This is a genomic window from Streptomyces sp. NPDC101227, from assembly GCF_044767545.1.
In the GTDB taxonomy this organism is placed as follows: Bacteria; Actinomycetota; Actinomycetes; order Streptomycetales; family Streptomycetaceae; genus Streptomyces.
This window is the reverse complement of sequence record NZ_JBIWOD010000030.1, coordinates 1-19,665: the sequence shown is the minus strand read 5'-3', so window position 1 is coordinate 19,665 and position 19,665 is coordinate 1. Positions and strand designations below refer to the sequence as shown.

Below are 19,665 nucleotides of genomic sequence, written 5' to 3'. Positions count from 1 at the left end.
GCGTATGGCGGACGGGGCTACGGAGCCGCTCATCGAGGTGGACGGCGTCGAGAAGGTCTTCTCGGTACGGCGCAGGGCGGGCCGGCTGCGGAGGGTACGGCACGAGGTGCGGGCCGTGGACGGCATCACCTTCCGGGTGCCGCGCGGCGAAATGGTGGGCTACATCGGGCCGAACGGCGCCGGGAAGTCCACCACGATCAAGATGCTGACGGGCATTCTGACCCCCAGCGGCGGCCGGCTGCGGGTCGCCGGTATCGACCCCGCCCGCGAGCGGACCCGGCTGGCCCGCCGGATCGGCGTGGTCTTCGGCCAGCGCACCACCCTGTGGTGGGACCTGCCGCTGAAGGACTCCTACGAGCTGGTCCGCCGCATGTACCGGGTCCCGGAGTCCGTCTACCGCGCCAACTTCGCCCGCTGCGTCGAACTGCTGGGCCTGGGCCCCCTGCTGGACGTCCCCGTACGGCAGCTGTCGCTCGGCCAGCGGATGCGCGGCGACATCGCGGCGGCGCTGCTGCACGACCCCGAGGTGCTCTATCTGGACGAGCCGACCATCGGCCTCGACGTCATCAGCAAGGCCAAGGTCCGCCAGTTCCTGCGCGAGGTGAACGCCGAGCGGGGCACCACCGTGCTGCTGACCACCCATGACCTGACCGACATCGAGCAGCTGTGCCGCCGCGTGATGGTCATCGACCACGGGCACCTGGTCTACGACGGCGGGCTGGCGGGGCTGCGGGCGGCCGGGGACGGCGAGCGGATGCTGGTGGTGGATCTGGAGCGGGAGCTGCCGCCGATCGACGGCGTGCCCGGGGCCCGTACGGTCAAGGTGGACGGGCCGCGGCAGTGGCTGGCATTCCCGGCGGCGGGGAGCGCGGCGCCGCTGGTCACGGCCATCGCCGAACGCTATCCGCTGGTGGATCTGTCGGTGCGGGAGCCGGACATCGAGGAAGTGATCGCGAAGCTGTACGCGGGCGGCGGCGGCCGTGCCGATCCCGCAGCCACGGCCGCCGACACGCCGTAATCTGTTCAAATGACTGACAGACTCCCCGAGTTGCGCGCCGCCGACAGCGACCGCGAGCGGGTCGCCGAGATTCTCCGGGATGCCCTCGCCGAGGGGCGGATCGACATGCCGGAGTTCGAGGAGCGGCTGGACGCGGCCTACCGGGCGCGTACGTATGGGGAGTTGGAGCCGCTCACCGTCGATCTGCCCGCGTCCGCGGCGGGAGGGGGCGCCGGCGCGCCGCTGTCGCTGCGCAAGGAGGCCGGGACGGCGGCGGTCTGGTCCGAGCGGATCGTGAGCGGCGCGGACGGTTCCTCCGCGGCCGTGGGGATCATGGGTGGCTTCCAGCGCAAGGGCCGCTGGACGATCGGGCGGCGTTTCACGGCCGTGTGCTGCATGGGCGGCGGCGAGATAGACCTGCGCGAGGCGAACTTCGCCGGGCCCGAGGTCGTCATCAACGTCTGGGCGATCATGGGCGGGGTGAATGTCGTGGTGCCGCCGGGCGTCGAGGTCGATGTCCGCGGCCTGGGCATCATGGGCGGCTTCGAGGACGGGGTGCAGGGCGAGCCCGGGGCGCCCCGGGTGATCATCAGGGGCCTGGCGCTGATGGGCGGCGTCGGCGTGGAGCGCAAGCTGCCCAAGGAGGACCGGCAGCGCCTCAAGGAGGAGAAGCGCCGCCTCAAGGAGGAGCGGGGGCTGCGCAAGGAGCTGGACTGACGGGGTCCGGCCTCACAGCTGGGCGGGCGTCGACCGCTTGAGATGGTCGAGGTTCAGCGCATTGGCCATCGCCCGGTACCCCTCGTCGCTGGGGTGCAGATGATCACCGGAGTCGTAGACGGGCCGCAGCCGCACCGGCGCCGCCGGGTCGCGCAGCGTCCTGTCCCAGTCCACGACCTCGTCGTAGACCGAACCGGACCGGATGATGTGGTTGACCTGTTCGCGTACGTGGTTCATCCGCGTGGAGTAGCCGCGGTGCCCGCCGAACGGCGTCAGGGTGGAGCCGGTCACCCGCAGCCCGCGGGCGTGCGCCTCGCGCACGATCGCCCGCATGCCCGCGACGATCTTCTGCGGGTCCCACTGCCGCGGCGACTTGAACAGGTCGTTGAGGCCTATCTCGACCACGACCGCCTTCACCCCGGTCCGCGAGAGCGCATCGCGGTCCAGGCGGGACAGCACGCTGGGCCCGTTGTTGGGCGAGAAGCGGCTGCCGTTGACCAGCAGGCGGTTGCCGCTGATGCCCTGGTTGATGACGCCGTAGCGGGGCGCGCCGCGCTCGTAGCGCAGCCGCTCGGCCAGGAAGTCCGTCCACCGGTGGTTGGCGCCCGCCGTTGAGGTGATGCCGTCGGTGATCGAGTCGCCGATGGCCACGACCGTGCCCTGCGCCTCGGTGCTCCACACGTCGACGCCGGTCAGATAGCGCCAGTACGGGCTCTGCTCCGTATAGGCGGCGCCGGTGTCGTCCTCGGCCCGGTCGCCGCGCGCCAGGTAGGAGGTCTGGCGGGCGTAGGGGTGGTAGGTGGCCGGGCCCGAGGGGGACGGGGAGTAGGTGGTGACCAGGAGGTCCGCGTTCTCGGGGATCTTGAGCCGTATGGGGTCGCTGGTGACCGCGCCGCCCGCCGGGATGGTCACCGCGGGCCTGCCGCCGAAGGTCAGCCGCCGCATGGTGCCGGCCGCGGCCGTGGGGTTGCTGGGGGCGCTGGCCACCGCCAGTGAGGCGTGGCTGACGACCAGGGGGCGGGTGCCGTAGAGGTTGGAGAGCTGGATGCGGGCGCCGGAGCCGCCGACGCTGGTGTGCACGACGTTGCGTATGGACATCCCCGCGTAGCCGTCCAGGGTGCCGGGCTCCGCGGCCGCGGCGGCCGCCGCCCAGCTGCCGACCCACTGCCCGGAGACCGCCGGGGCCGCCGGGTCGCGCGGCTTGTGCGGGTCGCTGCCCAGGCCGCCGGGCCCGCCGCCGAAGCCGACGAATATGGCGGTCGAGACCAGCACCACCACTGCCGCCAGACCGGCGAGCACGGCGTAACCCACACTTTTGTTCATGCGGGGGGTGTCTCCTGAGGAAGGCGGAGCGCGGCGCTCCGGGCGGGCAAAGGGCAGCGAGTGACCAGCGGCACCGTTGCGGTCCGATCGTTTCCTCATGATCCCACGGACCTCCGGGAGGCCGCCCGGCGCCCTGGCGATGCTCCCTCATGACGTGGACGCAGGGAACTCGTGGTTCGTTCCGGGAGTAGGTCACAGTTGGACATACAGGCCGGAGATCCGGACCGGGCACCCGGTCCGGGCAGACGGGTGTACGGATGGGGGCGGGGGCACGGTGGGAACGGTGGAGCGGATGGCACGCACAAAGGCGGATACGGTGCAGGCGGACCCGATGGCGGGTACGGCGCCGGCAGGCCCGCTCGCGCCTCTGGGCGGCTTCGGCAGTGCCGCCGACGAGGAGAAGCGGCGCGGCGTACGGCGGATGAAGGCGCTGGCCACCGGCCTGCTGCTGGCCGTGGCGCTGGTTTACGTGCTGGCGAAATGGGCTCAGTCCTCCGGGGCGGGTGGCTGGACCGGCTTCGTCGCCGCGGCGGCCGAGGCCGGCATGGTCGGTGCGCTGGCCGACTGGTTCGCGGTCACCGCGCTGTTCAAGCGGCCGATGGGTCTGCCGATCCCACACACCGCCATCATTCCTACCAAAAAGGATCAACTAGGTCAGAGTCTGGGTGATTTCGTCGGTGAGAACTTTCTCTCGGCCGAGGTCGTCCGCCGCCGGCTGCGCTCCGTCGGCATCGGCGGGCGGCTGGGCGGCTGGCTCGCCGAACCCAGGAACACCGACCGGGTCACCGCCGAGCTGTCCACCGCGCTGCGCGGCGCGCTGACCGTACTGCGCGACTCGGACGTCCAGGCCGTCGTCGGCGAGGCCATCACCCGCCGGGCGGACGCCCAGGAGATCGCGCCCGGCATCGGCACCATGCTGGAGAAGATCGTCGCGGAGGGCGGCCACACCCGGGTGGTGGACCTGGTATGTGCCCGCGCCCACGACTGGCTGGTGGAGCACGGCGATTCCGTCATGGAGGCGGTCTCCGGCGGCGCCCCCGGCTGGACCCCGCGCTTCGTGGACCGCAAGGTGGGCGACCGCGTCTACAGGGAGCTGCTCCGGTTCGTCACCGAGATGCGCGATATGCCCGGACATCCCGCCCGCGGCGCCGTCGACCGCTTCCTGGCCGACTTCGCCGCCGACCTCCAGTCCGACCCGGAGACCCGTGCCAAGGTGGAACGCCTCAAGTCCGAGGTGCTGGGCCGCGGCGAGGTGCAGGACCTGATCGCCTCCGCCTGGGGGTCGGTACGCGCCATGATCGTGGCCGCCGCCGAGGACGAGCGCAGTCAGCTGCGGCTGCGGGTGCGGGCCTCGCTGCTGTCCCTGGGTCGGCGGATGGCGACCGACGGGCGGCTGCGGGGCAAGGTGGACGGCTGGCTGGAGGGCGCGGCCGTCTATGTGGTGACGACGTATCAGGGCGAGATCACCTCCCTGATCACCGATACCGTCGCCGGCTGGGACGCCGAGCACACCTCGAAGAAGATCGAGGCGCACATCGGACGTGACCTCCAGTTCATCCGCATCAACGGCACGGTGGTGGGTGCGCTGGCGGGCCTGGCCATCTACGCCGTCTCGCAGGCGTTCGGCGGCTGACCCCGTTCGCCTTGCACGCCCGGGCCCGCCCACGCGGCCGGCCGGTTCCACAGAAGTGATCATGGCTGGTTCCGCAAGGGCGGGCATCTCGGGATCCCGCAGGCCGGAGCGGCCGGACGCGCCATGAATCCCTCCCGTAACCCTGGTGATCGCCGCGCCCAGGGCCTACCGTGCGGCCCGTGCGAAAGCGGATACCGGTGGTCGTACAGGGGCGGCGCACCCGCCGTCCCCTTGTCGCGCGGGCGTTGTGGACCGGCGCGGAGCTGGCCGTCACGCTCGGCGCCGTACTGCTGCTGCTCGTCGTCCACCAGCTGTGGTGGACCAACCGTCAGGCGCGCGACGAGGCCGGGGCGCAGGTCGCGCGGCTGGAGCGGCAGTGGGCGACGCGGCCGACGGCACCGCCGCGGTCGCCCGTCCCCGCCCCCGACCCGTCGCCCGGCGACGACGGCGCCGGACGTGCGGCACCGCCGACGGGGACCCGGACCGGCACCCCGGCGCCGCCACCGAACGACCTCGCCTACGCCATCCTCCGCATCCCCCGCATCGGCCTCACCGCCCCCATCGCCCAGGGCGTCGGCAAGGCCGCCGTCCTCAACAAGGGCTATGTGGGCCACTACCCGGGCACCGCGCAGCCCGGCGGCGCCGGCAATGCCGCGCTGGCCGGGCACCGCAACACCCACGGCGAGCCGTTCCGCCGCCTCGACCGGCTGCGCCCCGGCGACCGGGTCACCATCGACACCGCCGACGCCCGCTACACGTACACCGTCCGCCGCACCCTCCCGCAGACCACTCCCGGCGACGGCACCGTCCTCGCCGCCGTCCCCCGCAGCAGCGTCCACCCCGCGTACGGGTTCGCCGAGCCCGGTTCGTATCTCACGCTGACGACCTGTACGCCGCAATTCACCTCCACCTACCGGCTGGTGGTCTGGGCGGTGTTGCGGTCGACACAGTTCCGGTGAGCGCGGCCGGGAGCCGGACGACAGGACCTAGGCTCTTCCGACGTGCGAAACCAGTTCCCCGCCGGCCGTCCGCCGGGTTCGAGAAGGCGCCCCGCGCTGCTGTGGCTGCTGCTGCCCTATGTGCTGTTCCTGGTGGTGCTGCCGCTGGTGAACCGGGTGACGCCGACCGTGGCCGGGCTGCCATTCCTGTTCGCCTGGATGCTGCTGGCGACGCTCGCCACCCCGCTCGCGGTGTGGCTGGCACGGCGCGGCGACAGTGAGCGGGGCCGGTCATGAACGCCACCGTCTCCACCGCCGTCTTCGGCGGCTTCATGGCCCTGACCGTCGCCCTCGGGCTGCTCGCGGTGCGCCGCCGCGGCGCGGGAGAGGGCGGCGGCGGGCTGGCGGAGTGGTCGGTGGGCGGCCGCAGCCTGGGCACCGTCTTCATCTGGGTGCTGATGGCCGGCGAGAGCTACACCAGCTTCAGCTATCTCGGCGCGGCCGGCTGGGGCTACAACTCCGGCGCCCCGGTCCTCTACGTCCTGGCCTATATGTCCTGCGGCTATGCGATCGGCTACGTCGTCGGCCCGATGCTGTGGGCCTATGCCCGCCGGCACGGCCTGGTGGGCATCACCGACATCGTCGCCCACCGCTACCGGCGGCCCTGGCTCGGCGCCGCCGTAGCCGTCCTCGCCACCGTCTGCCTGCTGCCGTACATCCAGCTCCAGATCACCGGCATGGGCGTGGTCGTCTCCACCATCTCCTACGGTGCCATCAGCCTCAACTGGGCCTATTTCCTGGCGTTCGCGGTCACCACCGCCTTCGTCGTGATCAGCGGACTGCGCGGCAGCGCCTGGGTGTCCGTACTGAAAGACATCCTGGTCATCGGGACCCTGGGCTTCCTCGCGATCTACGTCCCGATGCACTACTTCGACGGCTACGGCCCCCTCCTGCACCGCCTCGTCGCCGAGAAGCCGCAGTGGCTGACCTTCCCCGGGCACGCGTCCGGCGGCCTCGGCCAGGTCTGGTTCGCCACCACCACCGTCATCAACTCCCTCACGGTGGTGATCTTCCCGACGACCGTCGCCGGCTATCTCGGCGCCCGCAACGCCGATGCGCTGCGCCGCAACGCCATGTATCTCCCCTTCTACAACGTCCTGTTGTTCGTGCCGATGCTGCTCGGTCTCGCGGCGCTGTTCGTGGTGCCGGGGCTGGCCGGCGCGGACTCCAATCTCGCGCTGTTCAAGATGGTCGTGGACTCCCTCCCGGCCTGGGCCGTGGGCCTGACCGGGGCCGCCGCCGCCCTCTCCTCCATCGTGCCGATGGCCGTGTTCATGCTGGTCATCGGCACGATGTGGGGGAGGAGCGTACTGGGCGCGATCCCTCGGCTGGCCGGCCGGCAGAAGCTGTCGTCCCAGGTGGTCGTGGTGGCCGCGGGAACGCTCGCGCTCCTGCTGACCTACACCGCCCCCAACACCCTCGTCCGGCTGTCCCTGATTTCGTACGAGGGCATGGCGCAGCTCGTGCCGATGCTGCTGCTGGGGCTGGTGTGGCGGCGGCTGACGGTGCACGCCGCGGTGAGCGGCCTGGTGGCGGGCTTCACGCTGGTGTGTGCGCTGGTGTTCACCGGGCACGACCCGCTGTGGGGGATGAATGCGGGGATCATCGGGCTCGCCGTGAATGCGGCGGTGGCGCTGGCGGTCGCCTGGCTGGGGCCGCGGGAGAGGGACGAGCGGCCGGATGCCGAAGTGCTGGCGCTGGACGACGAGTTCCCCAGGGCGGCAGCGGTCAGCCGGCCGGAGTCGTCGTGATCTTCTTGCCGCTGTCGGAGACCGCGAACCACAGGCCCATCTTGCCCTGGCCGTTGATGTCACCGGGCTGCTTGTCGCCGGTGAACCAGTAGACCGGCCAGCAGTCGACGGCCAGCTGGCGGGTGCCGTCGGGGCGGGTGACGGTGGAGATCAGCTTGGGGGTGATGCCGTTCAGCTTGGAGCGGTCGGCGGGCTTGGCGGGCTTCCAGGTGTCCAGGCAGGCGTCGTTGCAGCCGAACTTCATCGGCCAGGCGCTGTCCTTGTTGAAGCGGTAGAGGGTACGGCCCTCGCCGTCGACGAGGATCTTGCCGAGCTCGGGCTGGTTGAACACCGAGACATCGCCGCTCTGCTGGGCGCCGGCCTTCTTGCCGTCGGCGGCCAGTGCGTTCCAGGTGCCGCCGACGCCCTGGCCCTTGGTGTCGCCGGCCTTGGTGTCCTTGGCGTAGCGGTAGGCGGGCCAGCCGCCGATGGTGAGCTGCTTGGTGCCGTCGGCGCGGGTGACCGAGCCGAGCGCGTTCTTGTCGATCCCCGCGGGGGCGCTGGAGCCGTCGGCGGGGACCGGCGGCCAGGTGGTGGCGCAGGAGCCGGAGCAGTTGGACTTGGGCGGCTTGGCGGTGTCGTTGTCGAAGCGGTAGAGCGTCATGCCCTTGGAGTCGGTGACGACGGGGCCGAGTTCGGGGGCCTCGCGCAGCGCGAGTTTTCCCGCGCTCGGCCACTCCTTCGCCGCCTTGCCGTCGCCTCCGCCCGCCTGCCCTCCGTAGCCGTCGTCGCCCTGGCCGCCGGAGGAGCCGTAGCCGTAGTCGCTGGTGCCCTGGCCCGCGGGCTGGACGACGTCGGTGGTGGGGGTGGTGCCGGAGCTCTGGTTGCCGCTGCTGCCGCAGGCGGCGGTGAGGGCCAGGGTGGCGAGTGCGGTGGCGGCAAGTCCGGCACGACGTCGGGTGATGGTCATGGTCTCTCCTCTGTCGGTGGTGGCTCGGCTCGGGTGCTGTCGTGGGAGGGATACGCGGTGGTGGGGGCGCCGCGTTCAGCGGGCGTGGAAATTTCTCCCGGATGACAAAAACGGGAAGGGGCCGGTCAGTTGGCGTTCTGGACGCGCAGTGCCAGCGCCGGGCAGCGCCGTACCGCGAGCTGCGCCCGGCGCCGCATCCGGGCCGGCATCGGCATGCTGGCCTGCTGCGGATAGCCGTCAGGGCCGAGCTTGACGATGCCGGGTACGACATCGGCGCACAGGCCGTGGCCGCGGCACAGCGTCCAGTCGACCAGCAGCCGCTCCTGTGGCGGTGCCGGTGAGCGCGTGGGTGCGGGTGTGGTGAGCGGCGGCGGCTGGTGCCCGGTGACCGGCAGCGCCCCGGTCACCGGGCGGCCGCACCCGAACCCCCGCGCATGGCGCTCGAACTCCTCGGGGAAGGCGGCGAGGGCCGAGGCCACGAAGCGCGCGGTGCCGTCCGGGTGGCTGCAGGCCCCGCGCCTCTCCACGGCGCGCATCCGGGCCTGCACGGCTTCCAGCGCGGCTTCCCCGCCGCCCCGCACGGCGCGGTCGAGCTGGTCGGCGAGCGCGGGCAGGCCCAGCACACACGGCCCGCACTGTCCCGCCGATTCGGCGGCCATCCAGCGCGCGACCCGTACGGTCTCGCCCGCCGGACAGGTGTCGTACGGCAGCGGCAGCACGGCCCCGGCGCCCAGCACCGCGTCATGGGCGGCCAGGGCGTCCCGCGACAGGGTCGCGGTCGCCGCGTCGACCGGGGAGATGAACGTGCCGTGGTAGCCGCCGATCAGCACACCCTGCCCCTGGTCCAGCCCGCACAGCGCGAGGACCCGGGCGAGCGGGACGCCGTAGGGGGCCTCCACGACCCGGTTGCCGGCGACGGTGAGCATCAGCGTGCCGGGCTCGGCGGGCAGGCCGGCGGTGCGGTAGCCGAGCGCGCCGAGCCGGGCGGCGACCGCGAGCTGGGCGTAGGTCTCGGTGTTGGACAGCAGGGTCGGCAGGCCGTTGAGGCCGCGTTCGCTGGAGCGGATCTTGCGGCCCGACGGCAGGCCCGGCCCGCCGCCCAGTCCGTTCGTCATGGCGGACCCCTCGCCGGTGACGAACCGCTCCGTCAGCAGGGTGACCCGTAACACCGGGCGCACCGGGCCGCGTTCGTCGATGGCGCGCTGCACCGAACCGGCCACGTCCTCCCTGGTCACCCCGATCGCGACCTCCTGCGCGCCGAGCGCCTCGGCGGCCAGCAGCGCGCCGTCCAGCACCAGATGCGGTACGTGCAGCAGCAGCGCGGTGTCCTTGAGGCAACTGGGCTCGCCCTCGCTGCCGTTGACGACCACCGCGGCCTTGCCGTCGGAGCGGCGCATGCCGTCCAGGACGGCGGTCAGCTTGCGGGCGAAGGGGAAGCCGGCGCCGCCGCGGCCGCGCAGATCGGTGTCCTCGGCGAGCGCCACCAGCTCCTGTGAGGTGAGGGTGGGCAGCCCGCCGTGCCGGGCCAGATGCGCAACCCGGTCCAGGCGCGGCGCCTCGTCGAGCCCGGCCAGCAGCCGCGGCGGTCCCAGGGACGCCAGCGTCGGCAGGGGTTCGGGCGAGGGGACGACGGGCAGCGGGCGGGTGGGGGCGGGGGCGGTCATGGGGTTCTCCTGAGTTTCCTGCTCTTGGTGCCGGTGTGTCCTGGCGCGTCAGCCGCGGCGCGCGGCGCGCAGCCGCAGGGCGAGCCGTACGGCCACCGCGGCCAGGCACAGGGCGTAGCCGGCGGTTGCCCAGCCGGCGGCCTGACGGCCGGACTTGAGGCCGTGGACCAGGGCCAGCGCCCAGGCGGCGTAGGCGCTCATGTGCAGCGCCCGCCACCAGCGGGAGCCGGCGATGCCGGTGAATGCGCCGCGCACGGCGCCGGTCACGGCGACCGCGAGGAAGACGTACGCGGCGAGCGTGCCCAGGCCGATGAGGAAGGGCCGGGCGCCGTCGGTGAAGGGCACCGCGGCGGACAGCGCGCCGGTGCGGCCCTCGGCGATCTTCACCCAGATGTGCAGGCCGAGGAAGCCGAGGCCGGCGATGCCGGTGCCGCGGTGTACGGCCTGTGCGAGCAGCCGGTGGCCCGAGTGCAGCACCATCCGGTCGGTGGCGGCCAGTCCCCACAGCACGGTGACGGACAGTGCGACCAGGGCGAGTACCCCGGCGCCGAAGTCCAGGAACCGCATCGCGGTGTCCATCGCGCCGGAATGCACGGTGACCGCGAGGAAGAGCAGCAGCGCGGCCGGAAGTGCCGGGCGCAGCACGGCGGTTGTGGTGGCGGTGGTGCCGAGGCGGTTGCCGGTGACACGGCGGGACGGCGGGGCGGGTTCTCCGGGCGGCCGCCGGGGGCGGCGTGGAGCGGGTGAGGGACGCGCGCGGCGCGCATGACGGCTCGTAAGTCCCTCTGGGTTCTGTTGACTTGATCCGCTCCGGCGGTTCTGCCGGCTCTGCAGACGAGGTGCGGACATCGGACCTCCCAGTGGCGGGGCAGGGTTGCGGGTGCAAATGTTGACGAAATCTCCCGGCGTCGGTATTGCGGCGGCATTTGTGCCGGGTCATTTGTTCGGGTGACCGCCGGTAACACTTTTGCGTGACCGCCGGTAACACTGAACATTCAGTGACCGGGCGAATACGCAGGGCCGTAATCCGGATGTGCAAAAGCATCTCCGAACGGCGTTGCGCTTTCGTAAGCTTTATCGCGCTGTGACAAATTCCGGCACCGGCATCGCGGTCGCGCGCGCAGACTCCCGATGATGCCGACTCAGGCGCACGGGGGAGTTCAGCGCCTGTCCAAGCCGCATCCCCGCCAGGATCGAGGTAGCGATGTGTGATCTCCTGAACCACATCTGGTCACGCCCCCGGGGCGAGTGGAACCGCATGGTGAGAAGGGAAATCCCGGACTTTGCGGAGAAGGTCGTCGCCGAGCTGCAGCGTGGATTTCCCGCAATGGCGGCACTTCTCGGTAATACTCCCGTAGAAGACGCACAATGGGCACTTGAACAGGCCCTGCTGACATGTCTCGGGTACCAAAAAGAGTCGCGAAGTAAACCTCCGGCCGTATCGTCGGTGGTCACACCCATGCCTGTCGCAAAGGCTCGGCAGGACCTGTTCGACGTCCTCGCCGGGCGCCGCGACGTGCCGGAGGGGGGTCTGGACGACCTGGCCCGCGCCGCCGGCTGGCCGGTCCCGGACACCGTCCAGGCCGTCGTCCTCGCCACGCCGGTCGAGGCGCCCCAACTGGCCGCCGCCCTGGGCCATGCGCTCATCGGCACCGTGGGCGGCGACACCTGCCTGTTCGTCCCCGACCCGGCCACCCAGACCAGGGCCCGCCTCGAGGCGGCGCTCAAAGGCCGGGCGGCATCCGTCGGGCACGTCGTACCGGCCACCGAGGCCGCGTCCTCGCTGCGTTGGGCCCGCTATCTGCTGACGCTGGCCCCGAGCCGGGTCGGCCCCGAGTCGCGGGCGGCGTTCGTCGACGACCACCTCTCCGCGCTGCTCCTCCTCCAGGACGAGTCCCTCGCCGACGCCCTGACCTCCCGTTGGCTCGGCCCGCTCGAGGAACTCACGCCGCGTCAGAGCGAACGCCTGGAAGTCACGTTGCTGGCGTGGCTGGAAGGTGGCGGTGCGCCGGAAGCGGCCAAGCTCCTCCATGTCCACCCGCAGACGGTGCGTTACCGCCTGCGCCAGATCGAGAAGCTCTTCGGCCCGGTCCTCCGCGACCCCCGCTCCCGCTTCGAACTGGAAATGGCGCTCCGCAGCCGCCGCCTGATGGCCCACGTCCGCAGCTACCGCGCCCGCGCCGGCCGCCGCGCCCGCAGCGTGGCCTCGAGTATCCGGCCCTTGGGCATGGCCAGGGAGGCCCGGGTGAACGGCCTCTGACGGGCGACGGGAGTCCGCTCCCACCGACGCACCTGAGGTAATCGGTTCCACGACCCAGACACAAGCAAGCGGCCCCGAGCCCGGGAATACCGGCTCGGGGCCGCCGCGTTGTGGCCCACCAGGGGGCACTCGCAACCCCTACGGGATCTGTTCCCCTCTCCCGTAGGGGCTGCGAGCGCCGTGCTGCTGATCCGGCGTACGGTCAGCGGTTCAGCGTGTCAGGTGCACTTCTGCCCCCTGTTGATGCAGTCGACGGCCTTGTTCATCAGGTCGTCCGGCATCACATTGATGAAGTCGCCGTGGTCGGTCACCGGCTTGTGCAGCTGCTCGGGGAAGCTGTCCACCGCGAAGCTGGCGCCCTGCGGCACGTCGTAGGTGAGGCGTTCCACCAGCTGGGGTATCGCCGTGAAGCCTTGCGGGCAGTTGCCGTTGCGGTCCGAGAAGGTCACGTGGGTGCGGTGGTTGGCGCTGTCGGTGCTACGGCCGTCCCAGCAGTTCTGGAAGGCGAAGGTACGCACGACCTGCGAACCCTGAGGGCAGAGCGGATACTTGTCCTTCAGCTGCCGGTCCTCGGAACCGGTGCAGCTCCACGAGGCGTTGGCGTTGTCCGTCCCGTTGGTGAAGGCCTTGGCGTCGCCGGTGATGATGCGCAGGAAGCGCGGCATCGCCCTGACCTGGCCGGCCTGGCTGCCGCGGTAGGTGAGGGTGACGGTGGCAGGGGTCAGCACCGAGCCGACGTTCGCGTCCTGTGCGGCGCCGGGCTTCTGCTCCGCCTGGCCGTCGAGCTTGCGCAGCACCGGCCAGTAGTACGTGGACAGGTCGCCGTTGTTGCAGGTGGTGTCGGAGGCCGCGAGGGACTCGTCGGTGGAGGAGCCGTCGGTGGATTTGTTGCCGACGTAGTCGTGGGTGTGGTGGGCGCCGTTGCTGACGCCCGGGGTGACGATGACGTTGTCGGGGTTGAAATGGCCTTCCTCGTTGCGGCCGCATTCGGTGGTGAAGGTACCGGTTGTCGCGTTGCCCCCGTTGGGGGCGGCGAACGGGGGAGCGTCGGCGTTCGGCTGAACGTTGTTGATGTCGACGAAGTCGTCGGGCGAGGGGCCGCCAGGCTGGCCCTGCTGCTGCTCCTGGCCCGGTTGCTGCTCCTGGCCCGGCTGCTGGCTCTGGCCCGGCTGCTGGCTCTGGTACTGCCCCTGTTCCGGCTGCCCGCCCTGCTGCGGCAGTTGCCCCTGGTACCAGCCGTTCGCGGTGGACTTCGTGGAGTCGAAACCGCCGGCGCCCGCGCCCTCGTCGACCGGCTTGGTGGTGCAGCCGCTCATCTTCAGCAGATAGTCCGGTCGTGGCGCTTTCCTGTTGATGGCGGTGACCATCGTGCCGATGGTGCGCGAGCGCTGATGCTTGAGCGTGGTGAGGACGGCGCTGTCGCCGCCCTCCATCCACCTGTGGTACGCGTCGTGGACCTGGCGGTCGAGGGCGGCCAGGCCCTTGGAGACCTGGAGCTGGGCGCTCTGCGGTACCTGCCGCAGCTTTTCGCCGACGTCGGGACAGGAGATGGTCGTGGCCACGGCGGTGTGCTGATGGCCGGCGGTCGCGTCCGGTTCGGCGTTGCCGGCCAGCGCCGTGGTGGCGACCGCCGCCAGCCCGCCGCCGCCCAGCAGGAGCGCGGCGGCCCCCACCATCATTCTGGTCGTCAGGCGCGAGCGTTTGTGGCCCTGTTGGCTTTGACGTTGCTTCATGAGATCACTTCGCTTCGTCCGGTGTGAGGGGGGTGACGGGCGGCTCAGCTGCTGTGCAGCGTGTTGAAGTCGACCTGGCCGGTCTTCTCCAGAACCGTGATGTGGTCCAGCACGGTGGAGTTGGTCTTGTCCGCCAGGGCGCGCACCATCGAGTTGCGGGTCTGGTCGCGGACCAGCGCGATCAGGCCGAAGACCTTGCCGTGGGACCGGCGCAGCAGCTCGGCGAAGAGGGCGGGATACTCCGCATCCGAGGCGGAGTTGAGCTGCGCGAGCCAGCCCTGCTGCTCGGGGGTGGGCTGGTTGGGCAGCGCGATGCCCAGCGCCCTCCCGGCCTCCACCGACCGCCGGTCCAGTTCGGTGTGGCCGGCCACGAGGTGGTTGCCTGCCGTGCGCACCGCGGCTGTCTTCCCGCGTTCCTGGGCCTGCCGGCCCGCGGGCATCTCCCACAGCCCGGCCAGCCTGACCTTGCGCACGAAGTCCCGGTCCATGGGGCTGAGCGGCCCGAAGCGGGTGGTGACCGTGCCGCCGCCGTCGTCGTCGTACGAGACGGTGTTGGTGGCGGCGGCGGCCGTCTCGCCGAAGAGCTGTACGGGCAGCAGCAGCGCCGCGAGCGTGGCCACGAGCGCCGCTACGACCAGTCCGGTGGCGATGGTCCGCCCGGATGCTGCGGAGTTGCTGATGATCGACCGCACATGGCCTCCCGGTTCGTCTCCGTGGTGGGCCCCCGGGTGGGGCCCACCGGAATGCCACCGGACGCTAAGGGCCGGGCCGGGCCCGTGGCCCGGGGTCCTCACCCCTGGACAAATAACGGCCGGGCCCGGCGCGGCGCTGCTACCGTCCGCGTACGGGCCCGGCCACCTGAACGGCGCGGACTTCAGCGTGCGTACGGTCCCGCGGCCGCCGCCCTCCGCCGCTCCGCGCGGGTTTCGCGCAGCTCGCGCTCACCTTGCGCGTACATGGCGTCGATCTCCGCCGCATACGCCCGTACGATCGCCGCCCGGCGCAGCTTCAGCGACGGTGTCATCAGCCCGTCCTCCTGGCTGAACTCGCCCGGCAGGATGCGGAACGCGCGGATCGACTCGCCGCGCGAGACCGCGCTGTTCGCCCGCGCCACCGCCCGCCGGACCTCGTCCCGTACCTGCTCTTCCGGGGACGGGTCCCGGCCGTCCGGCCCGAAGCCGCCGGCGCCCTGGCCGTAGGCGCCGCCGTCGCCGAACGCATACGCCTGGCCGTACGCGCCGTGCCGGCTGCGCGCGCCGACCAGGACCTCCGCGCCGTCCCGGCCGTACGCGCCGCCGTCACCGAACACCGCGCCCGGGCCGTACGCGTCGTCGTCCTGCCCCCGGGCGTCGTCCCGGCCGGCGCCGAGCCGCCGCCAGTGCGCCAGCGCCTCCGGATCCAGGGTGATCAGCGCCGTCACATACGGCCGGTTGTCGCCGACCACCACGCACTGCGAGATCAGCGGATGGCTGCGCAGCCGCTCCTCCAGCCCCTGGGGGGCCACGCTGTTGCCGCCGCTGGTGATGATCATGTCCTTCTTGCGGCCGGTGATGACCAGATAGCCGTCGTCGTCCAGATGGCCGAGATCACCGGTCGGCAGCCAGCCGTCGTACAGCCCGCCGCCCGGCGCATCGCCCTCGTCCAGATAGCCGGCGAACACCACCGGGCCGCGCACCCATACCTCGCCGTCCAGGGCCAGATGCACCGCGCTGCCCGGCAGCGGCAGCCCCACCGTCCCGAACCGCACCCGCCCCGGAGGCTGCACGGTGATCGCCCCGGTGGTCTCCGTCAGGCCGTAGCCGTCGTAGACCGTGATCCCGGCGCCGGCGTAGAGCAGGCCCAGCTCCCGCAGCAGCGGCGAGCCGCCGGAGACCCCGGTGCGCACCCGCCCGCCCAGCAGCTCCCGGATACGGGAGTAGACCAGCCGGTCATAGACCGCGTGCCGCGCCCGCAGGAACGGGTCGGGGCCGCGCCCGGTGCCCTGCGCCTGCGCCGCCACCGCCTCCGCGTACCGCACCGCCACCGTCATCGCCGCATCGAACAGCCGCCGCCGCCCGGCCTGTTCGGCGGCCATGCGGGCGCGGTCGCAGATCTTCTCGTAGACGTACGGCACCGCGAACACAAAGGTCGGCCGGAACGACGCCAGCGCCGCCAGCAGCGCGTCCGAGGCGAGGTCCGGCTGGTGGCCGAGCAGCACACCGCCGCGCATACAGGCCACCTGGACCATCAGCCCGTAGATGTGCGCCAGCGGCAGGAAGGCCAGCAGCGAGGGGCGTTCGCCCGGGGCGGCGAGGAGCCCGCCCCAGCCCGCGTAGAGGGTGTCGCACTCGGCGGCGAGGTTGGCATGGGTGATCACGCAGCCGCGGGGGACCCCGGTGGTCCCCGAGGTGTGCACGATCGCGGCGATGGAGCCGGGGGTGACCGCGCGGCGCAGCCGGTGCACATCCGCGTCGGTCAGCCGCGTGCCCTCCTCGGCCAGCCGCCGGACGCAGTCCCGGTCCAGCTGCCACAGCCGCCGCAGCTCCGACGACTCGTCGCAGGCAGCGGCCACGGTCATGGCCCCCACCTCGTTCTCGACGACGATCGCGGAGACCCGCGCGCCCGCGAGGATGCAGCGCAACTGCTCGGCGGAGGCGGTCGGATAGACCGGTACGAGCTGCGCGCCGATCGCCCAGAGCGCATAGCTGAACAGCGTCCACTCGTAGCGGGTCCGGGACATCAGCGCGACCCGGGCGCCCGGCCGGACCCCGTCCGTCAGCAGCCCTTTGGCCAGCGCCATGACCTCGTCGCGGAATTCCGCCGCCGTCACATCCCGCCAGACCCCCGGGGCTCTGTCGTCGCGGCGGGCGAGCTGGGCGAAGTCCGGCTGGTAGGCGGCGGTGTCGAAGACGGAGTCGGCCAGGCCGCCGGTCCGGAGCGGCGCCGCCAGGGCCGGAACGCTGATGTCGCGCACAGCACCTCCTAGGTGTTCCCCCTTGATTCCCCCTGATCCGCCGCCCGTCCCCGGCGGCAGGGAGGGCAAGTTACCGGTCGGTCTCCCGCCTGCCCAGAGCCCCGGCTACTCTTGAGCGGAAGACGACAAGGACCGTGCGCGAGGAGGACCAGGGATGTACCGCATCGCCGACGCCTGGCGCCTGTACACCTCCGCGCTCTTTTTCCTGGTCGCCGGACTCCTGCTGGCCCAGACGGGCCTGACGTCGGCTCTGACGGCCGCCGCGACCACCGCCGCGGTCCTGCTGCTGTGCAGCGCCTTCCTTCTCGCCGACCGCGCCCGGCCGTTGCCGCCCGGCCGGATCCGCACGGCCATCCGCGACCGCGAGCGCCGTACGGCATTCCTGCCCCAGCGCGATCCCGACGCGGCCGGCCGCCCGCGTCCCCGAGCACCGGGCCGTTCCCTCCCGACGGCCGCGTAGACGCCGGGCGCTTTCCGCACTTCCCGCAGTTCCCCCGCGTCCACGCCGCTCGTCACGCCGCATCCGCTTTTCTCCCGGCACGACGAGACCCGTGGAGGGCTCACCCATGTCCGTTTTCGACATCCTCGGTGAGGGTCTGGCGCGCGGCGCCGACGCCATCACCCCGCTCTTCGGCACCGCGGCCACGGCCGCCGCCATCGTCCTGTTCACCCTCGCCGTACGCGCCGCGCTGCACCCGCTCGCCCGCGCCGCGGCCCGCGGCGAGAAGGCCCGCACCGCGCTCGCCCCGCAGGTCGCCGCGCTCCAGCGCAAGCACAAGGGCAACCCGGAGCGGCTGCAGAAGGCGATGGCCGACCTCTACGCCAAGACCGGCGCCTCCCCCCTCGCCGGCTGCCTGCCCACCCTCCTCCAGCTCCCCGTCTTCTTCCTCATGTACCACCTCTTCTCCACCGGGGGCGGCACCCTGCTCGGCCACACCCTGCTGGGCGCCCCGCTCGGCGGGCACTGGAGCGACGCGCTCGCCGACGGCGGGCCGTTCGGGCCCCACGGCCGGGTCTATCTCGCGCTGTTCGTCCTGATCGCCGCGGTCGCCACCTGGAACTTCCGCCGCGCACGGGCCGCGACGGCCGCCGCCCCCGCGCCGGCCCCCGGAGGCGCTCCCGCGCTGCCCGGCCTGGGCGGGATGACGAAGCTGATGCCGCTGCTGTCGTTCGGCACGCTGATCACCGTGGCCGTGGTCCCGCTGGCGGCCGGGCTCTACATGGTGACGACGACGGCCTGGACCGCCTGCGAGCGGGCGCTGCTGCACCGGGACCGGAAGCCGGGCGGCGGCGCGGAGCCGGAGCCGGCGAGCGGGGCGCCCACCCGGACGAAGAGCGACGCCACACCCGCGGAGGACGCCGCCGCACCCGGCAAGGGCAAGGCGGCGCCGGGGAGCAACCCTGCTAAGCGCCACGCGCCCAGGACCCGCGCCGCACGGCAGCGGGCGGCCAGGGCCAGGCACCACGCCAAGCGGGCGGAAAATGGCACCAAGGCCGCGGAAGCCACCTCGCCGGAAACCGTTACTACCCCTCAGTAATGGTCCACTCCCTGAACGGGGTCTTGCGGACTGGACCCCGTTCTTGGACGATCGACCAAATCGCTCGATGGCCGTCCCCCATCGGCCGGCCCCGGAAGACCCCTTCCCGGGCCGACCCTTCGACCACGGGAGTTGTACCGATGAAGCTGCTGCGTGTCGGAACGGTGGGGGCGGAACGCCCGGCGCTGCTCGACGAGACCGGGGTCCTGCGGGACCTTTCCGGCCTGGTCCCGGACATCAACGGGACGCTGCTCGCGGACGACGAGGCGCTGGCGCGGATCCGCGCCGCCGCCGCGTCCGGCGAACTGCCCGCACTCGACGCCTCCGGGCTGCGCACCGGTGCCCCGGTGGCCGGGATCGGCAAGGTCGTGTGCATCGGGCTGAACTACCACGACCACGCCCGGGAGACGGGGGCCGCGACCCCCGAGGAGCCGATCATCTTCATGAAGGCCCCGGACACGGTCGTCGGCCCCGATGACACGGTGCTCGTACCCCGGGGCAGCGAGAAGACCGACTGGGAGGTGGAGCTGGCGGTCGTCATCGGCCGTACGGCCCGCTACCTGGAGAGCGACGAGCAGGCGCTGGCCGCGGTCGCCGGATACGCGGTGGCGCACGATGTCTCCGAGCGCGCGTTCCAGATCGAGCGCGGCGGCCAGTGGGACAAGGGGAAGAACTGCGAGACGTTCAACCCGCTGGGCCCCTGGCTGGTAACCGCCGACGAGGTACCCGACCCGCAGGCGCTCGGCATCCGCCTGTGGGTCAACGGCGAACTCAAACAGGACGGCACCACCGCCGAGCAGATCTTCCCGGTGGCGGAAGTCGTCCGCTACGTCAGCCAGTTCATGACCCTCTACCCGGGCGATGTCATCAACACCGGCACCCCGGCCGGCGTCGCCATGGGCCAGCCGGAGCCCAAGCCCTACCTCAGGCCCGGCGACGTGGTGGAACTGGAAATCGACGGCTTGGGCCGCCAGCGGCAGGAGCTGAAGCCGGCCTAGCCGGTCCGCTGCGCTTTGCCTGGGCCGAACGTTGTTGGCTTTCCCGCCGTGGTGTGTTCTCGCCGTTGCGCCTGCGGCGGGCGTGGGTTTGTCGGGTGCGGTGACGGCCCTACACGGCTCCGCCGCTACGGTCCGTCCCCTCCCGTGGGTG

The 19,665-nt window shown here is 72.2% G+C and carries 17 protein-coding genes; 10 read left to right on the top strand and 7 right to left on the bottom strand.

Features of this window, described 5'->3' with window-relative positions; translation table 11 throughout:
• Nucleotides 1-4: 4 nt before the first annotated feature.
• Both ACIRPT_RS39095 and ACIRPT_RS39090 read left to right on the top strand, forming a co-directional pair.
• Nucleotides 5-1,018, top strand: a complete 1,014-nt coding sequence (locus ACIRPT_RS39095; RefSeq protein WP_403836389.1) for an ATP-binding cassette domain-containing protein — start codon at nucleotides 5-7, stop codon at nucleotides 1,016-1,018.
• A gap of 9 nt (nucleotides 1,019-1,027) precedes the next feature.
• Nucleotides 1,028-1,714, top strand: coding sequence for a DUF1707 domain-containing protein (locus tag ACIRPT_RS39090; protein ID WP_403836387.1), 687 nt, complete (start codon nucleotides 1,028-1,030; stop codon nucleotides 1,712-1,714).
• A gap of 12 nt (nucleotides 1,715-1,726) precedes the next feature.
• On the opposite strand, the gene ACIRPT_RS39085 is transcribed toward ACIRPT_RS39090, so the two are convergent.
• Nucleotides 1,727-3,037 carry an SGNH/GDSL hydrolase family protein gene (locus ACIRPT_RS39085; protein ID WP_403836385.1) on the bottom strand — a complete coding sequence of 437 codons (1,311 nt, stop codon included), beginning with the start codon at nucleotides 3,035-3,037 and terminating at the stop codon, nucleotides 1,727-1,729.
• A 292-nt stretch (nucleotides 3,038-3,329) separates the two neighbouring features.
• Between ACIRPT_RS39085 and ACIRPT_RS39080 the strand changes: the two genes are divergently transcribed.
• From ACIRPT_RS39080 to ACIRPT_RS39065, 4 genes are all read left to right on the top strand, one after another.
• Nucleotides 3,330-4,670, top strand: a complete 1,341-nt coding sequence (locus ACIRPT_RS39080; RefSeq protein ID WP_403836383.1) for a DUF445 domain-containing protein — start codon at nucleotides 3,330-3,332, stop codon at nucleotides 4,668-4,670.
• A gap of 170 nt (nucleotides 4,671-4,840) precedes the next feature.
• Nucleotides 4,841-5,629, top strand: a complete 789-nt coding sequence (locus ACIRPT_RS39075) for a class E sortase (protein WP_403836381.1) — start codon at nucleotides 4,841-4,843, stop codon at nucleotides 5,627-5,629.
• A 42-nt stretch (nucleotides 5,630-5,671) separates the two neighbouring features.
• Entirely contained in the window at nucleotides 5,672-5,905 is a 234-nt protein-coding gene (locus ACIRPT_RS39070) for a DUF3311 domain-containing protein (protein ID WP_403510784.1), read from the top strand.
• Nucleotides 5,902-7,419, top strand: coding sequence for a sodium:solute symporter (locus ACIRPT_RS39065; RefSeq protein ID WP_403836379.1), 1,518 nt, complete (start codon nucleotides 5,902-5,904; stop codon nucleotides 7,417-7,419). The genes ACIRPT_RS39070 and ACIRPT_RS39065 overlap by 4 nt, the downstream gene beginning before the upstream one ends.
• On the opposite strand, the gene ACIRPT_RS39060 is transcribed toward ACIRPT_RS39065, so the two are convergent.
• The 3 genes from ACIRPT_RS39060 to ACIRPT_RS39050 form a co-directional block, all read right to left on the bottom strand.
• On the bottom strand, nucleotides 7,397-8,368 hold the full coding sequence (locus ACIRPT_RS39060; RefSeq protein WP_403510790.1) for an SCO0930 family lipoprotein: 972 nt from the start codon (nucleotides 8,366-8,368) through the stop codon (nucleotides 7,397-7,399). The two genes, ACIRPT_RS39065 and ACIRPT_RS39060, sit on opposite strands and share 23 nt — an antisense overlap.
• 125 nt (nucleotides 8,369-8,493) lie before the next feature.
• Entirely contained in the window at nucleotides 8,494-10,032 is a 1,539-nt protein-coding gene (locus tag ACIRPT_RS39055; RefSeq protein WP_403836377.1) for an NADH-ubiquinone oxidoreductase-F iron-sulfur binding region domain-containing protein, read from the bottom strand.
• 48 nt (nucleotides 10,033-10,080) lie between these two features.
• A complete protein-coding gene (locus ACIRPT_RS39050) occupies nucleotides 10,081-10,677 on the bottom strand; it encodes a hypothetical protein (protein ID WP_403510796.1) in 597 nt (198 codons plus the stop codon).
• Nucleotides 10,678-11,491: 814 nt separating this feature from the next.
• Between ACIRPT_RS39050 and ACIRPT_RS39045 the strand changes: the two genes are divergently transcribed.
• Nucleotides 11,492-12,292, top strand: a complete 801-nt coding sequence (locus ACIRPT_RS39045) for a PucR family transcriptional regulator (protein WP_403510798.1) — start codon at nucleotides 11,492-11,494, stop codon at nucleotides 12,290-12,292.
• A gap of 218 nt (nucleotides 12,293-12,510) precedes the next feature.
• Here the strand turns inward: ACIRPT_RS39045 and ACIRPT_RS39040 are convergent, their stop codons facing one another.
• The 3 genes from ACIRPT_RS39040 to ACIRPT_RS39030 form a co-directional block, all read right to left on the bottom strand.
• Nucleotides 12,511-14,025: a DUF1996 domain-containing protein gene (locus ACIRPT_RS39040; RefSeq protein WP_403836375.1), complete on the bottom strand. Its 1,515-nt coding sequence runs from the start codon at nucleotides 14,023-14,025 to the stop codon at nucleotides 12,511-12,513.
• Nucleotides 14,026-14,069: 44 nt separating this feature from the next.
• Nucleotides 14,070-14,717 (bottom strand): DUF4142 domain-containing protein, encoded by a 648-nt coding sequence (locus ACIRPT_RS39035; RefSeq protein ID WP_403510805.1) that lies wholly within the window; start codon nucleotides 14,715-14,717, stop codon nucleotides 14,070-14,072.
• 182 nt (nucleotides 14,718-14,899) lie between these two features.
• Complete coding sequence (locus ACIRPT_RS39030) at nucleotides 14,900-16,978, bottom strand: AMP-dependent synthetase/ligase (RefSeq protein WP_403836373.1); 2,079 nt, start codon at nucleotides 16,976-16,978, stop codon at nucleotides 14,900-14,902.
• Nucleotides 16,979-17,132: 154 nt separating this feature from the next.
• Here ACIRPT_RS39030 and ACIRPT_RS39025 point away from each other — a divergent pair, with 154 nt between their 5' ends.
• The 3 genes from ACIRPT_RS39025 to ACIRPT_RS39015 all read left to right on the top strand — a co-directional run bounded on the left by ACIRPT_RS39025 (nucleotide 17,133) and on the right by ACIRPT_RS39015 (nucleotide 19,514).
• Nucleotides 17,133-17,438: a DUF6412 domain-containing protein gene (locus ACIRPT_RS39025; RefSeq protein WP_403510810.1), complete on the top strand. Its 306-nt coding sequence runs from the start codon at nucleotides 17,133-17,135 to the stop codon at nucleotides 17,436-17,438.
• 106 nt (nucleotides 17,439-17,544) lie between these two features.
• Nucleotides 17,545-18,516, top strand: a complete 972-nt coding sequence (locus ACIRPT_RS39020) for a YidC/Oxa1 family membrane protein insertase (RefSeq protein WP_403836370.1) — start codon at nucleotides 17,545-17,547, stop codon at nucleotides 18,514-18,516.
• A gap of 140 nt (nucleotides 18,517-18,656) precedes the next feature.
• Nucleotides 18,657-19,514: a fumarylacetoacetate hydrolase family protein gene (locus ACIRPT_RS39015; protein WP_403836368.1), complete on the top strand. Its 858-nt coding sequence runs from the start codon at nucleotides 18,657-18,659 to the stop codon at nucleotides 19,512-19,514.
• Nucleotides 19,515-19,665 lie beyond the last annotated feature (151 nt).

Coding starts and splice junctions, on each gene's coding strand:
- ACIRPT_RS39095 (WP_403836389.1), top strand. CDS start 5: ATGGCGGACGGGGCTACGGAGCCGCTCATCGAGGTGGACGGCGTCGAG.
- ACIRPT_RS39090 (WP_403836387.1), top strand. CDS start 1,028: ATGACTGACAGACTCCCCGAGTTGCGCGCCGCCGACAGCGACCGCGAG.
- ACIRPT_RS39085 (WP_403836385.1), bottom strand. CDS start 3,037: ATGAACAAAAGTGTGGGTTACGCCGTGCTCGCCGGTCTGGCGGCAGTG.
- ACIRPT_RS39080 (WP_403836383.1), top strand. CDS start 3,330: ATGGCACGCACAAAGGCGGATACGGTGCAGGCGGACCCGATGGCGGGT.
- ACIRPT_RS39065 (WP_403836379.1), top strand. CDS start 5,902: ATGAACGCCACCGTCTCCACCGCCGTCTTCGGCGGCTTCATGGCCCTG.
- ACIRPT_RS39060 (WP_403510790.1), bottom strand. CDS start 8,368: ATGACCATCACCCGACGTCGTGCCGGACTTGCCGCCACCGCACTCGCC.
- ACIRPT_RS39055 (WP_403836377.1), bottom strand. CDS start 10,032: ATGACCGCCCCCGCCCCCACCCGCCCGCTGCCCGTCGTCCCCTCGCCC.
- ACIRPT_RS39045 (WP_403510798.1), top strand. CDS start 11,492: ATGCCTGTCGCAAAGGCTCGGCAGGACCTGTTCGACGTCCTCGCCGGG.
- ACIRPT_RS39040 (WP_403836375.1), bottom strand. CDS start 14,025: ATGAAGCAACGTCAAAGCCAACAGGGCCACAAACGCTCGCGCCTGACG.
- ACIRPT_RS39025 (WP_403510810.1), top strand. CDS start 17,133: ATGTACCGCATCGCCGACGCCTGGCGCCTGTACACCTCCGCGCTCTTT.
- ACIRPT_RS39020 (WP_403836370.1), top strand. CDS start 17,545: ATGTCCGTTTTCGACATCCTCGGTGAGGGTCTGGCGCGCGGCGCCGAC.
- ACIRPT_RS39015 (WP_403836368.1), top strand. CDS start 18,657: ATGAAGCTGCTGCGTGTCGGAACGGTGGGGGCGGAACGCCCGGCGCTG.